Source organism: Streptomyces sp. CBMA29, assembly GCF_014596445.1.
Taxonomy (GTDB): domain Bacteria; phylum Actinomycetota; class Actinomycetes; order Streptomycetales; family Streptomycetaceae; genus Actinacidiphila.
On record NZ_MECL01000028.1, the window covers coordinates 46150 to 59346 of the forward strand.

14 protein-coding genes are annotated in these 13197 nt (G+C 70.6%); 10 read left to right on the forward strand and 4 right to left on the reverse strand.

Annotated elements, in window-relative coordinates:
* The first annotated feature begins 22 nt into the window (after positions 1 to 22).
* Together BGM09_RS04285 and BGM09_RS38740 are read left to right on the forward strand one after the other, a co-directional pair.
* The gene (locus BGM09_RS04285) at positions 23 to 439 is read left to right on the forward strand and encodes an ATP-binding protein (RefSeq protein ID WP_188280033.1); all 417 of its coding nucleotides are present in this window, start codon (positions 23 to 25) and stop codon (positions 437 to 439) included.
* A gap of 315 nt (positions 440 to 754) precedes the next feature.
* Positions 755 to 1744, forward strand: a complete 990-nt coding sequence (locus tag BGM09_RS38740; RefSeq protein WP_188280034.1) for an LAETG motif-containing sortase-dependent surface protein — start codon at positions 755 to 757, stop codon at positions 1742 to 1744.
* Positions 1745 to 1842: 98 nt separating this feature from the next.
* On the opposite strand, the gene BGM09_RS04295 is transcribed toward BGM09_RS38740, so the two are convergent.
* The 3 genes from BGM09_RS04295 to BGM09_RS04305 are packed head-to-tail and all read right to left on the reverse strand — an operon-like array spanning position 1843 to position 5389.
* Complete coding sequence (locus BGM09_RS04295) at positions 1843 to 2193, reverse strand: UBP-type zinc finger domain-containing protein (RefSeq protein ID WP_188280035.1); 351 nt, start codon at positions 2191 to 2193, stop codon at positions 1843 to 1845.
* Positions 2190 to 3710: an ATP-binding protein gene (locus BGM09_RS04300; RefSeq protein WP_188280036.1), complete on the reverse strand. Its 1521-nt coding sequence runs from the start codon at positions 3708 to 3710 to the stop codon at positions 2190 to 2192. The genes BGM09_RS04295 and BGM09_RS04300 overlap by 4 nt, the downstream gene beginning before the upstream one ends.
* A complete protein-coding gene (locus tag BGM09_RS04305; protein WP_188280037.1) occupies positions 3707 to 5389 on the reverse strand; it encodes an FAD-dependent oxidoreductase in 1683 nt (560 codons plus the stop codon). The genes BGM09_RS04300 and BGM09_RS04305 overlap by 4 nt, the downstream gene beginning before the upstream one ends.
* A gap of 333 nt (positions 5390 to 5722) precedes the next feature.
* On the opposite strand from BGM09_RS04305, the gene BGM09_RS04310 reads away from it, so the two are divergent.
* The gene (locus BGM09_RS04310; RefSeq protein WP_411158254.1) at positions 5723 to 6541 is read left to right on the forward strand and encodes a VOC family protein; all 819 of its coding nucleotides are present in this window, start codon (positions 5723 to 5725) and stop codon (positions 6539 to 6541) included.
* A 102-nt stretch (positions 6542 to 6643) separates the two neighbouring features.
* The gene (locus BGM09_RS04315; RefSeq protein ID WP_188280039.1) at positions 6644 to 6898 is read left to right on the forward strand and encodes a hypothetical protein; all 255 of its coding nucleotides are present in this window, start codon (positions 6644 to 6646) and stop codon (positions 6896 to 6898) included.
* A gap of 97 nt (positions 6899 to 6995) precedes the next feature.
* Here the strand turns inward: BGM09_RS04315 and BGM09_RS04320 are convergent, their stop codons facing one another.
* Positions 6996 to 7859 (reverse strand): GH25 family lysozyme, encoded by an 864-nt coding sequence (locus BGM09_RS04320; RefSeq protein ID WP_188280040.1) that lies wholly within the window; start codon positions 7857 to 7859, stop codon positions 6996 to 6998.
* Positions 7860 to 8223: 364 nt separating this feature from the next.
* Between BGM09_RS04320 and BGM09_RS04325 the strand changes: the two genes are divergently transcribed.
* The 6 genes from BGM09_RS04325 (at position 8224) to BGM09_RS04350 (ending at position 13175) form a co-directional block, all read left to right on the forward strand.
* Positions 8224 to 8757: a TerD family protein gene (locus tag BGM09_RS04325; RefSeq protein ID WP_188280041.1), complete on the forward strand. Its 534-nt coding sequence runs from the start codon at positions 8224 to 8226 to the stop codon at positions 8755 to 8757.
* 675 nt (positions 8758 to 9432) lie between these two features.
* Positions 9433 to 10380, forward strand: coding sequence for an ABC transporter substrate-binding protein (locus tag BGM09_RS04330; RefSeq protein WP_188280042.1), 948 nt, complete (start codon positions 9433 to 9435; stop codon positions 10378 to 10380).
* Positions 10377 to 11357 (forward strand): amino acid ABC transporter permease, encoded by a 981-nt coding sequence (locus BGM09_RS04335; protein ID WP_188280043.1) that lies wholly within the window; start codon positions 10377 to 10379, stop codon positions 11355 to 11357. Before BGM09_RS04330 ends, BGM09_RS04335 begins: the two co-directional genes overlap by 4 nt.
* A 22-nt stretch (positions 11358 to 11379) precedes the next feature.
* Positions 11380 to 12132, forward strand: coding sequence for an amino acid ABC transporter ATP-binding protein (locus BGM09_RS04340; RefSeq protein WP_188280073.1), 753 nt, complete (start codon positions 11380 to 11382; stop codon positions 12130 to 12132).
* Positions 12133 to 12206: 74 nt separating this feature from the next.
* Positions 12207 to 12698 (forward strand): hypothetical protein, encoded by a 492-nt coding sequence (locus tag BGM09_RS04345; protein WP_188280044.1) that lies wholly within the window; start codon positions 12207 to 12209, stop codon positions 12696 to 12698.
* A gap of 54 nt (positions 12699 to 12752) precedes the next feature.
* A complete protein-coding gene (locus BGM09_RS04350) occupies positions 12753 to 13175 on the forward strand; it encodes a cyclophilin-like fold protein (protein ID WP_188280045.1) in 423 nt (140 codons plus the stop codon).
* The last annotated feature ends 22 nt before the right edge of the window (positions 13176 to 13197 follow it).

The window sequence follows — 13197 nt, forward strand, 5'->3', positions numbered from 1 at the left end:
ACTCGGTGCGGGAGCGTGCGAGATGTCCGTGAAAGCAGTCGGCTGGGCCAGGTCGTTCCCTGTCTCGTACGGCGTCAGGGCCGGGCGCGAGTGGGCGCGCGAGCACCTGGACGTGCTCGGCTGGAGCACGCAGGCGCCCGACACGGCGGACTCCGTCGTCCTGACCGTCTCCGAACTCGTCACCAACGCGCATGTGCACGCGCACAGCGAGGCCCAGGTCGTCATGGTCTGGGACGGCTGCTGCCTGCACCTGAGCGTCAGCGACTCCTCCGGCATGCTGCCCGCCGAGAAGGCGCCCGACGAGGAGCGCACCCACGGCCGGGGCATGGCCATCGTGGACGCGCTCGCCGACGAGTGGGAGGCCCACCCGCGCCCCGACGGGAAGACCGTCACCGCCTGCTTCCACGCGCCCGGCGGCACCTGCACGCACTCCTGGTGAAGCACCCCGCCGCGTGTGAACTCCAGTCAACTCCTGGGAACTCCTGCGAACTCCCGTGAACGCCGCCCCATTTCGGTATCAGTGCGGCGACATATTCGCAGGGCGATAATCCGACCGCAAAGCCGCGAAAACGGCGTTTTCGCGCTGTACAGACCGTCCCCCGCAGGGGCATACTCGGTCACCGGCCAACAGGCCGATCATCGTCGGCGGCGAGACTCCATCGCAGGCCATCGGGCACGAGTCTCGCGTACGGCGTAGGGTCCGACCCGCTCCGCCTGCCTCCGCTGCCCGTTCACAGTGCAGGGAGCAGATTCAGTGCAGCGTTCCATCACCAGACGAGCCATAGGCGTGGTCGGCCTCGGCTCGCTCACCGCCGCCGTCACGCTGGCGGGCGTCGGTACGGCGCAGGCGTCCGGCAACGACAAGAACAACTGCGGCCGTTCGCACATCGAGCACTCCGAGGACGGTGGCCGCACCTGGTCCACCAACGGCCGGATCGACAACACGATCCCGACGAAGATCACCGTCCGCCTTACGGACAAGGTCACCAAGGGCTGCACCTACAACGTGTCGCTCGCGTCCTACAGTGCCGAAGGCCCCACCTGGGACACCTCCGGCACGCAGGCGTTCCTCGGCTGGGACACCACCACGCTCGACCACAAGAACACCAAGGCCACCCTGGACGTCAGCGCCTACGCGCCGTCCTGCTTCGGCCAGATCGACCTGTACGGCAACGGCACCAAGTACGACGGCGGCGAGGGCAAGGGCCACGGCAAGCTGCCGCGCTACCCGTACTCCGCGACCCCCGAGAACCTGATCACGGCGTGGAACGGCAGCGCGCCGTGCTCCACCCCGTCGCCGTCGCCCAGCGACTCGGTCACCGACTCTCCGTCGCCGTCCCCGAGCGAGACGACGGACAGCCCCGAGCCCAGCGACTCGACCACCACCTCGCCGGAGCCCTCGGACAGCGAGACGACCAGCCCGTCCCCGTCGGACTCGGTCACCGACACCCCGTCGGACTCGCCGTCGGACACCCCGTCCGACACTCCGTCGACGACGCCGAGCTCCAGCGCCCCGGTCGTCGACGACACCACGTCACCGACCGCGTCGCCCACGAACTCCGCGGGCCCGGTCGGCTCGCCCGTCGTGGAGCCGGCCTCCGACACTTCCAGCGGTGACCTGGCCGAGACCGGCGGCAACGGCTCGCAGACCGTGGCCTTCGCGGGCGGCGGCGCCGCCCTGCTGGTGCTCGGCGCGGGCGCGGTCTACTTCACCCGCCGCCGCAACAGCAGCGCCCACCGCTGACGGATCCGGCGTACGCGGGCCGGGAGCACGCCGTGACGGCGCGCTCCCGCCCGACGTACGCCGGTCCGCGCGGTACGCCGACTCGGCGCGTCCGCCGCTCAGTTGAGGCGGGCGCGCCAGTCGGCCGGGACCCGGCCGGCCGGGCCAGGCACCGGCTGGTCGGCCGGACGGCTCTGCGGCGGGGCCAGCGCCACGTCGGTCTCGACGTACGCGTCGGTCGTGAAGTCCCAGAACCAGTCCTCGCCCGGCTCGAACGTCCGCATGATCGGGTGGCCGGTGGCCGCCGAGTGCGCGCTCGCGTGCTGCGCGGGCGACGAGTCGCAGCAGCCGACGTGCCCGCACTGGGCGCAGCGGCGCAGATGGAACCACCAGCCGCCCGCCGCGTCGCAGTCGGCGCAACCGGCCCCGCTGGGCTGGGCGGTGGGGTCGATACCTGGGGTGGTCGTCATGACGGCTCCCGCTGATTGTCGGACGGACTGTCGGGGCTGGCCTGCCGCGCCGCCTCCGGCCGGGCGTCGGACGCCGCATCAGGTGCGGCCTCCGGCTGCTCCGCCGTGAGCGGCAGGCGGACCAGGAAACGGGTGTCGCCGGGCACCGACTCCGCCTGGAGGTCGCCGTGGTGCTTGTTCACCACGATGCGCCAGGAGATGTCGAGTCCAAGCCCCGTACCCTCGCCCACCGGCTTGGTGGTGAAGAACGGCTCGAAGATCCTTTCCCGGATCTCCGGCGCGATACCGGCTCCGGTGTCACGGAATTCGACCAGAAGCTGCTCGCGGTCCAGCGCCGTACGCACCGTCAGCGTGCCCGTCCCCTCCATCGCGGCCACCGCGTTGTCGATGAGATTGGTCCACACCTGGTTGAGTTCACCCGGATAGCCGGGGATCTTCGGCAGCGTACGGTCGAAGTCCTTGACCACCTTGATGCCGGGACCGAATTTGCCGGTCAGCATGTGCAGCGTGCTCTCCAGCAACTCGTGCACGTCCACCACCTGGTACGGCGCCCGGTCGAGCTGCGAATACTGCCGCGCCGCGTTGACCAGGGTCGAGATCCGGGCCGTGGAGTCCTGGATCTCGTTCATCAGCAGTTCGGTCTCGACCGTGTAGTTGAGCCACCGCATCGCGCTGTCGAGGGTGTCGGGCGTCACCGTGGCGGCGACCCGCTCCAGCCAGTCCGTGTCGAGCCCGGCCTGCACGAAATTCGGCGCGAGGTCCCACCCGGCCGTCACACCGTGGTCGTCGAGCCAGTCGGAGATGGCGTCCTCGCGGTCCGAGGTCTCCATCGGGGTGAGCTGCACGGCCTTCGCGGACTGCTCGACCGCCCGCTCCTGGAGCTCGATCAGCGTCGCGAGCGTGGCCCGGTCGAGCGGCCCCCCGGCGATCATGCCGAGTTTGTGCCGCATCCCGGCCACCCGCTCGCGCAGTGTGGCCGTGGCCCGCAGCGCCGCCGCGGCCGGATTGTTCAACTCGTGGGTGAGACCGGCCGACAGCGACCCCAGGGCCAGCAGCCGCTCACGCTGGCCGATGGCCTGCTTGGTGCTGCGGTTGCCGAAGAACAGCCCCTCCAGCATGTGCACGGCCATCGGGAACCACTCGCGCATCAGCTCGGCGAAGTGGTCCGACGACAGTACGTAGAAACGCGACGGCTCGGTGACCCGCAGCGAGCTGTTGTAGACCTGCGGCACCCGGTCGCCCAGATACGACTGGAAGGCGCCCGCGTACACCCCGCGGTCCGAGGTGCGCGAGACCTCCACGTCGTCGGCCCCCACCCGGCGCGACATCACCACCGTGCCTTCGAGCAGCACGTAGAAGCAGGTGGCGGGCTCGCCCTCCAGATAGACGGCGCCCGGCTCCTCCATCTGCACCCGGCCCTTGCGGCACAGCCAGTCCAACTGGTCGTCGGTCAGCTTCTCGAACAAGAAGAGCGAGCGCAGCTCGGCCACGTCGCACGGCAGGTACTGGACGCTCATAGCCGCTCCAGGTATCGGTGGACGAGCATGACGGCCATGGCGCCCTCGCCGACCGCGGACGCCACCCGCTTGGCGGACTCGGCGCGCGCGTCACCGGCCACGAACACCCCCGGCACGCTGGTCTCCAGGTGGTACGGGGGCCGCTCAAGCGGCCAGTCCACCGGGCGTTCGCCCGGCGGCGCCAGATCGGGACCCGCCACGACGAACCCGCGTTCGTCGCGCAGCACCACCCCGTCCAGCCAGTCCGTCAGCGGGGCGGCGCCGATGAACACGAACAGCCAGCCCGCGTCGACCGTCTCGGTCTCGCCGGTCGTGGTGTCGCGCAGCGTGATCCGCTCCAGATGGTCCTCGCCCTCGGCGGACACGACCTCCGAGCGCGTACGCACCCTGATCGCCGGGGTCGCCCCGATCTGCTGCACCAGATAGTGCGACATCGACGAGGTCAGGGAGTCGCCGCGGACCAGGATCGTCACGGACTTGGCGCCCCTGGCCAGATACACCGCGGCCTGCCCGGCGGAATTCGCCCCGCCCACGATGTACACGTCCTGCTCCTGGCAGCGGGCCGCCTCGGTCAGCGCGGAACCGTAGAAGACCCCGCGGCCCGTCAGCTCCGACACGCCGGGCGCGTCGAGCTGCCGGTAGGACACGCCGGTCGCCAGGATCACCGTGTGCGCCGAGACCGCGGAGCCGTCGGCGAACGTCACGGTCCGCGCCGAGCCGCTGACCTCGAGTCCCGTGACCTCGCACGCGGTCAGGATCTCGGCGCCGAAGCGGGTGGCCTGCCGGTGCGCGCGGTCGGTGAGCTGCCCGCCGGAGACCCCGTCGGGGAAGCCCAGGTAATTCTCGATCCGGGAACTCTGCCCCGCCTGTCCGCCGGTCGCGGTGCGCTCCACCAGCACGGTCCGCAGCCCCTCGGACGCGCCGTAGACCGCGGAGCCGAGACCGGCGGGGCCGCCGCCGATGACCACCAGGTCGTAGAAGCGCGCCGAGGGCGTCGTCGCCAGACCGACGCTGCTGGCCAGATCCTGGTCGGTCGGCTCCACCAGCGGCTTGCCGTCCGGGGTGATCACCACCGGCAGCCGTACCCCGTCCTCGTCCGCGGCGGCCAGCAGCTTCCGGCCCTCCGGCTCGTCCGAGGCGTACCAGTGATACGGCACCTGATTGCGCGCCAGGAATTCGCGGACCCCCGACGAACGCGCCGACCAGCGGTGGCCGATGACCTTCGTCTCCCGCACCGGCCGGTGGTCCGAGGCGCGCCAGGCGTCGAGCAGCGCGTCCACCACCGGATACAGCTTCTCCTCCGGCGGGTCCCAGGGCTTGAGCAGATAGTGGTCGAGGTCCACCACATTGATGGCGTCGATGGCCGCGCCCGTGTCGGCGTACGCCGTCAGCAGCACCCGGCGGGCTCCCGGATACACATCCATCGCCCGTTCGAGGAATTCGATGCCGTTCATCGCGGGCATCCGGTAATCCGCCAGGATCACCGCGACCGCGTCGCCGCGCAGCCGCATCTCGCGCAGCGCCTCCAGCGCCGACTCCCCGGACTCCGCCCGGACGATCCGGTGCTCCTCGCCGTAGCGCCGCCGCAGGTCGCGTGCGACCGCACGCGACACCGAGGGATCGTCGTCGACGGTCACGATCACGGTCCGTGTCGCGCCGCTGGGCTCTGTCCCCAGCATCCATGCCCCCATTCGTGCGGATCACCGGTGCCGGGCCACGGCATGGCGCCGAGGCCCGCCACTCCCATCCTAGGTACGCGGCCTGCCACCCGCAGTTCCACCGTGTTCGCCCTCGGAGGACGCGCCCGGCGGTCCTCCGCCGAACCCCGGCCACCGCGCCGTACGCGCTCACTGTCAGGCGGCAGGCGCCACGGAGCGTGACGGCGCGACCGGCTCGACAGGAGGTCCGGGCCCATCGACGGCACACTGAGGGACGGACCAGGACGATCCGCCCCGCCGGCCCGGCGGCCCGCGGGAACACGTCCGGCCCCCCGTCGAACCCGTCAGGTGGTGATTGCCGTGTCCACGCGACAGAGCCCGCGCCCCGGGACGGGCGCGACATCCAGCGACGCCGTCTTCGGCGCGCCGTGCTGGGTCAGCCTGACCTCGCGCGACCTGGCCGCGACCCACCGCTTCTACGCGGCGGTCCTGGGCTGGACCTACCGCGGGACGAAGCTGGGCGGCCGGTTCAGCGTCGCGCTGGACGACGGCAGGCCGGTGGCGGGCATCGCCGAACTGGCCTCCGCCTGGCAGGTGCCCGTCGCCTGGACGCCGTACTTCGCGGTCGAGGACGCCGACGAGACCGCGGCCAGGATCAGGGAGCGCAGCGGCACCGTCGCCGTCGGCCCGATCGCCTTCGAATCCGGCCGAGCAGCCCTGGCCGCCGACCGCAACGGCGCCGTCTTCGGCATCTGGGAGGGCCTGCTCTCCGAATCCTGGCCGCGCTGGCGCGACGAGCAGCCGGTGTGGCTGCGGCTGCGCACCCCCGACCCGTTCGAGGCGGCCATCTTCTACGGCGAGGTGCTGCTGTGGGCAAGCGACCGGCCGGGCGCCTGCGAGGTGGCGTACGAGGGCGACGAGGTGGTGCTGCGCAGTGCGGGGCGGGTCGTGGCCCGGCTCGGCCGCGGCGCCGTCCAGGCCGCGCCCGACCCCGTCGAGCGCCCGCACTGGGAGGTCTTCTTCACCCTGCGCGACCTGCCCGCCGCGCTGCGGGCGGTCCGCGCCAACGGGGGCGGTGTCGTGGCGCACCACGCGGGTCCCGCGGGGGAGTCGGCGGTCGTCCGTGACCCGGACGGCGGACTGTTCACGCTGACCGCGCCGGAGGGCACGTAGCCCGTTCGGGGCGTCCCGTCAGCCGAGTGCGCGCGACGAGGTGCGGGCCGGGCGGTACCGGGTCACGGTGAAGACTCACCCACCAACACGCAGGAGAGTGACATGCTTCGTCGTATCGCCATCACCGTCGCCGCCGTTTCCGCCGCCGGGCTCCTGTCGGCCGTTCCGGCCGCTGCTGCCGTCTCGCACGACGGCGGTCACTCCGGGATGGGCGGCTTCCACACCGCGGGCGGCTTCGCCGGTTTCGAGAAGACCAACCTCGGTGGCCCGTACGGGATCACCACCGTCAAGGGTGAGATCGGTGGCTTCGAGGCCAGTGGCGGCTACGCCTTCGAGAGCCACCACGGCTCCCGCTGACCTCGCGGCCGTCCGCTGACGGCCCTGAGGCAGCGCATGCGGCGGCCCCGCGCCCACGGTTCCTCCCTTCCGTGGGCGCGGGGCCGCCGTCGTGCGCTCAGGTGTTGTTGGCGAGATTGAGCAGTCCGCTCAACGCCCCGTTGAAGTAGTCCTGGTCACCGGGGAAGACGCCGGAGTCGGCGTGCTGCCAGAAGGTGTAGAACGGCCAGCCGGCCGGCAGGGCGCCGACGCTGGAGGCGTACCGCGCGATGAACAGCGGGTCGTTGGCCGAGTAGGCGGAGGTGTTGCCCGTGCAGGTCGTCCACCAGTTGGTCGTGGTGTAGATCGTCGCCCAGCGGGTGGTCTTGGCGTGCACCTCGTTGATGAACGACGTGATCCAGGTGCGCATCGCGGCCTGGCTCAGCCCCCAACAGGTCGACGACGGCCCGTACTCGATGTCCAGCATGGGCGGCAGCGTCTTGCCGTCCTTGGACCAGCCGCCGCCGTGCGCGACGAAGTAGTCGGCCTGGGCCGCGCCTGTCGAGGAGTTGGGGGTCGCGAAGTGGTACGCGCCGCGGATGAAGCCCGCGTTGTACGAACCCGTGTAGTTCGCCGAGAAGTTGGGGTCACGGAAGGTCGTCCCCTCGGTGGCCTTCATGTACGCGAACCGGGCGCCGTTGGCGTACGCGCCCGCCCAGTTGACGGTGCCCTGGTAGTGGCTCACGTCGAAGCCGAGGGTCTGCGCGGCGTTCGGGGTCACCGCGCCGCCGCCGCTCGACCGGCCCTCGTGGGCCGTAATGGTGGAGCCCATCCAGTCCAGTTCTGGGTGTGCGATCGGGCTGCCGCCGCCGGAAGGGGAGGCCGCGGTGGCCGCGCCGGGAGCCGCGACGAACAGGGCGAGGAGAGCGGTCAGCGTGCCGATCGCCGCGAGCGCGCGGCGTGGCGCCGACCCGCGCCGGGAGTCGTGTCCGGCGTTGTCCATGTGCGCCTCCAAGGGCGAGAGGGGTGGTTCCTTGGTGGTGTGGCCATGACAACGGCGTACGTTACGCGCGTAGAACCGTGTGGCGGAAGGGGCTCCGGTGACCATCATTGGTCTACGCCAGTGCGCGAGGCCGGGAGCTGCGGCGCGCCCCGGCGGTGAAAGTACGCCGGGCGCGGCCGGAGGCGGTGTGGACAGCGCGCCCGGCGGTGTGGTTAATCGAGGCATGGACCCCGGCGGTCGGCGACGCGGGCACGGCCGGGGCGCGGACGACCGGGCGGCGCGGCCCGTACATCCGGCACGTTCGCTTCCGGCATGATCGGTACGTTCTCGCACGTCGGCGCGGTTCCGAGGAGGGGGAGACCCGGTGAGCAGCAGCCTCAACAAGGGCAGCGGGAAGATCGAGGTCCAACTGCGGTGGGATCCCAGTCCGTTGGGCTCGCCCGACACCGATCTCGACCTGATCGCCGCGACCTTCGCCACGGACGACCGGCGCGGCGAGCCCGCGTACCTCGTGTACTTCGACAGCCGCTCGCCCGACGGCACCATCACCTTGAACCGTGACAGCAAGACCGGCAAGGGCTTCGGCGCCGACGAGAGCATGACCATCGAACTCGACCGGCTGTCGGCCTCGTACGGCCGGGTCGTGGTGGGCGTCGCCATCCAGCAGCGCGACGGCCGGCTCACCTTCGGTCAGGCGGCGAACCCCGACATCCGGTTACTGGAGGGATACAACGCTCTCCTGGAGTACGACTTCGCCGACGTGGCCGACGCCACCGCCGCGACCGTCGCCGAATTCACCCGCGGGGACGCGGGGGAGTGGCGGTTCCACCAGAACATCCGCGGATACGACGCCGACCCGGCCGCCTTCGGACGGCTGATGGGCGGCGGGGCCGCCTAGCGCCTGTCCGGCGGATCATGGGGGAGCGTGCCAGGTGCCGCCTGGTCCGCCCATGATCCGCCGGACACGCCCTGGACCGGCCTTGGCTTCCCGCGCGACGAACCCGCACGGCGAACCCGCGCGCGTCCCGCGTCAGGTCCGCCGTCGCGAGGCCGCGCCCGACACGCTGCCGGTCGGTCGTACGGGCCAGGCCCGACCCGACCCGCCCGTTACGCAGGCGCTGTCGACACCCCGCACGAGTCCCTCGCCGACTGCCCGGCGCACTTCGGCGTGCGCGTGCCGCCCGGCGACAGCGGGGCCTTTCGCCGGCCAACTCCATGACGTCACCGACGTGTTGCGCGGTCCCGCCGCGTCGAAGGACGACAACGGCCCCGGCCATCTCATCGACCGACCGCGCACCCTCCGCGCCTCCCGCGAGCGGAACTGACCGCCGTACGGGCGCGCCGGACAGGTGGCCGGATCGGGCACGGCAGGCGATTGCCGACATGTTACCTCGTTGTGAATAGAAAAATTCATCTTCCCGAGGCATTGCATTGGATGCGTCACAAACTTACGTTGCATAGGTCGATTCACGGCGGCCACGTAATGACGCGGCCGTGCGCAAAGGGACCTGGGTGGCGGGTGAGGGGACCGTGATCCGGGAGCCCGAGGTGGGAGGAAGAGATGGATCGTTCGGTGAGAGTCCTCGTGTCCGTCACAGCCGCACTGCTGGGGGTGGTGACGGTCGCGGCGTGCGGCGACGGCGGTGGATCGGCCGCGAACGCCGGTCCGACCGGGAGCGGCGGCGCTACCGCTGCGGCGTCCGCGAGCGGTGACCCCGCGCTCAACGCGCTGCTGCCCGCGGCGATCAGGAAGTCCGGCGTCGTGAAACTGGCCACCGACGCCGAGTACCCGCCGTGCGAGAGCGTCGAAGGCGGAGCCAAGACCATGGTCGGGTACGAGCCCGACCTGTGGAACGCCATGGCCGCCAAGCTCGGCATCCGGGTGGACGCCACGTCGATCACCTTCGACAGCCTCATACCGGGCGTCCAGAGCGGCCGTTACGACATGGCCATGGAGTGCATATCGGACAACACCGAGCGCGAGAAGCAGGTCACCTTCGTCGACAACGCGTACGCGACCGGCGCCGTCTACACGCTGGAGTCCGACACCAAGGTCACCTCCGACCCGCTGTCGCTGTGCGGTCTCAGCACGGGAACCCAGCAGGGCCTCGACCTCGCGGAGCAGATCGACACCACGTTCAACCCGCACTGTACGAAGGCCGGAAAGCCGGCCATCTCCGTGCACAAGTTCCCGACCGCCAACGCGGCGCTGCTGGCCCTCTATTCGGGCCGCGTGGACTTCGTCCTCAACGACTACGCGGCGGCCGACGCCCTCAAGAAGGCCGCGCCGAAGCCGATCCGTATGGTCACCAATCCGCTGCTCCAGAAGTACTACAACGGCATGATCTTCAAGAAGGACGCCACGCAGTTGCAGCAGGCGTTCCTCGGCGCCCTCAAGGCGGTCATCGCCAGCGGTGAGTACGCCACGATCATGAAGAAGTGGGACCTGGACGACCTACAGTTGACGGAGCCGGGCATCAACCTGGCGGCCAGCAGCCCGATTCCGACCCCGACGCCATGACCGCCCCCGCCGCCGCACGGGTCGCCTCCGCCGAGGACGTCGTGCTGAGCGCGGACGAGGTGGCCGGACTGCCGGTACGCCGCCCCGCCCGCCCGCTGCGATGGGTGACCGCCGCACTGGTCCTGCTGCTGCTCGCGGTGGCCGCCGACACCCTGGTGGAGAACGGCAACTTCGCCTGGTCGGTGGTCGGCCACTACCTGTTCGACTCCTCGATCCTGCGGGGCCTGGTCACCACGCTGTGGCTGACCGCGCTCTCCATGGTGATCGGGATCGTGCTCGGCGCGGTGCTGGCGCTGATGCGGATGTCGGCCAACCCCTTCACCTCCGGGGTGAGCCACCTCTACATCTGGTTCTTCCGCGGCACACCGGTGCTGGTGCAGTTGGTGTTCTGGTACAACCTGGCGGCGCTGTTCCCCGAGCTGTCGATCGGAGTGCCGTTCGGCGGGCCGGTGTTCGCCTCCGGCTCCTCGACCGCGCTGATCACCCCGTACTCCGCCGCGCTGCTGGGCCTCGGGCTCAACGAGGCCGCGTACATGGCGGAGATCGTCCGGGCCGGTGTGCGATCGGTGGACGAGGGGCAGTTGGAGGCGGCCCGCGCGCTGGCCATGAGCGCGGCCCAGACCCACCGCAAGATCCTGCTGCCGCAGGCGATGCGGGTGATCATCCCGCCGACCGGCAACGAGTTCATCGGCATGCTGAAGACGACCTCGCTGGTCAGCGTGATCTCGCTGTCCGACCTTCTGTACTCGGCGCAGTCGATCTACGCGCACAACTTCCAGACGATCCCGCTGCTGATCGTGGTCAGCCTCTGGTACCTGCTGTTCACGAGCGTGCTCTCGGTCGCGCAGAGCTTCCTGGAACGCCGCTTCGACCGCGCCCAGTCGGTGCGGCCGAGGTCGCCGTGGCCGAAGCGGCAGCGGTCGAGGCCGCTTTCGACGAAGGCGCGGGAGACAGAGGAGCTGCCCGATGAGCGGTGAACTCAAGGACGGGCGGCGGCTGATGGTCGACGCTCGCGGCGTACGCAAGTCCTTCGGACACGTCGAGGTGCTCCAAGGCGTCGATCTGACCGTCGCCAAGGGCGAGGTGGCGTGTCTCATCGGCCCCTCGGGCTCCGGCAAGTCGACGTTCCTGCGGTGCGTCAACCGGCTGGAGACCATCGACGCGGGCGCCATCGTGGTCGACGGCCGATTGATGGGCCACCACGTCGCCGGTGACCATTTGGTGGAGCTGCGCGAACGGCAGGTGACCCGCAACCGGACCGAGATCGGCATGGTCTTCCAGCGGTTCAACCTCTTCTCGCACATGACCGCGCTCGACAATGTCACCACCGCGCCGCGCACCGTTCGCGGGCTGTCCCGCGACCGGGCCCGTGCCGAGGCGATGGAGTTGCTGGAGCGGGTCGGTCTGGCCGACCGCGCGCGCCACTACCCGGCGCAGTTGTCCGGCGGACAGCAGCAGCGCGTCGCCATCGCCCGCGCCCTGGCCATGCGGCCCAAGCTGATGCTCTTCGACGAGCCGACCAGCGCGCTCGACCCCGAACTGGTCGGTGAGGTGCTCGCGGTCATGCGGGACCTGGCCGAGTCCGGCATGACGATGATCGTCGTCACCCACGAGATCGCCTTCGCGCGCGAGATCGGCTCGTTCGTCACCTTCCTCGACCAGGGCGTCGTGGTCGAACACGGCACGCCCGCGGAGGTGTTGGACCACACGCGGCACGCCCGTACCCGCGAGTTCCTCGACGCCGTGCTCTGAACTCCCGCCCGCCCGCCCCGTCCGACCACCGTTCCCATCCGACCACCGTGCTCACCCCCGACGAAAGGACCCCCATGTCAACCGTCGACATCGACGCCCTCATCCGCGAACTGGACGCGGAACGCGAGGCGATCTGGTTCACCGTCCCGGAGGAGGTCGCCGCGCTCGGCCGCGGCGAGGTGCCGCGCGGCACCGGGGCGCGCGGGCAGTACCTGAGCACCCTGATGTTCGCCGAGGGCGAGGCCCGCACACTCGCCGACGAAATGCTCTGGGGGCTGCTCCAGGTCGCCGAGTCCGACACCGCCGACCTCGGCACGCTCCAAGCGGTCATCGCCGAGATCATCGGCTACAAGGCGGACTTCTTCGACTTCGTCGGACTGCCGCACGCCGCCGCGCTGATCCACCGCTACGTGGCGGGAGCCTGCGCCGTCGAGTCGCTGGCCGATCTGCGGCGGCTGACGGCGGCGGCCATCTCGTACGCCAACCGCCTGCACATGTGCGTGGACGCGGTCTATCCGTGGGCGCTGGGCAACGCCTTCCCGCGCAAGGACCGCGCCGCGGTCTGAACCGCGACCGGCAGCCAACGTCACAATCCCTGAAGAGAGTTCGGAGAGGTCATCATGCAACTGCGGTTCACGGTAGGCGGCGAACAGGTCTGCCTGATCGATGTCTGGGAGGACAAGGTGCCGCGTCTGGCTGCCGTCCTGCGCGAGAAGCTGCCCATGAAGAGCACGCTCCAGCACGGCAAGCTGATAGGCGACATGGTCTTCTTCTCGCTGCCGATCGTCGCGCCCTGGGAGAACATGTACCGCACCGAGCAGGTCGGCCGGATGCGGCGCGAGGAGAAGGGCGAGGCCACCGGCGCCGTCTGCTTCTACAGCCCGCGGCAGCAGTTCTGCATCGTCTACGGTGACGACACCGCCGACGAGCCGCTTAAGATCTCCTACATCGGAGAGGTCGTCGAAGGCGCGCTCCAGATGCGCCTGGTCGGTCTGGAGACGTGGCTGCGCCAGGGCGCGCTGGTGGAACTCTCGCTCGCGTGAGGCGGGCAGGAGGGCGTCCGAC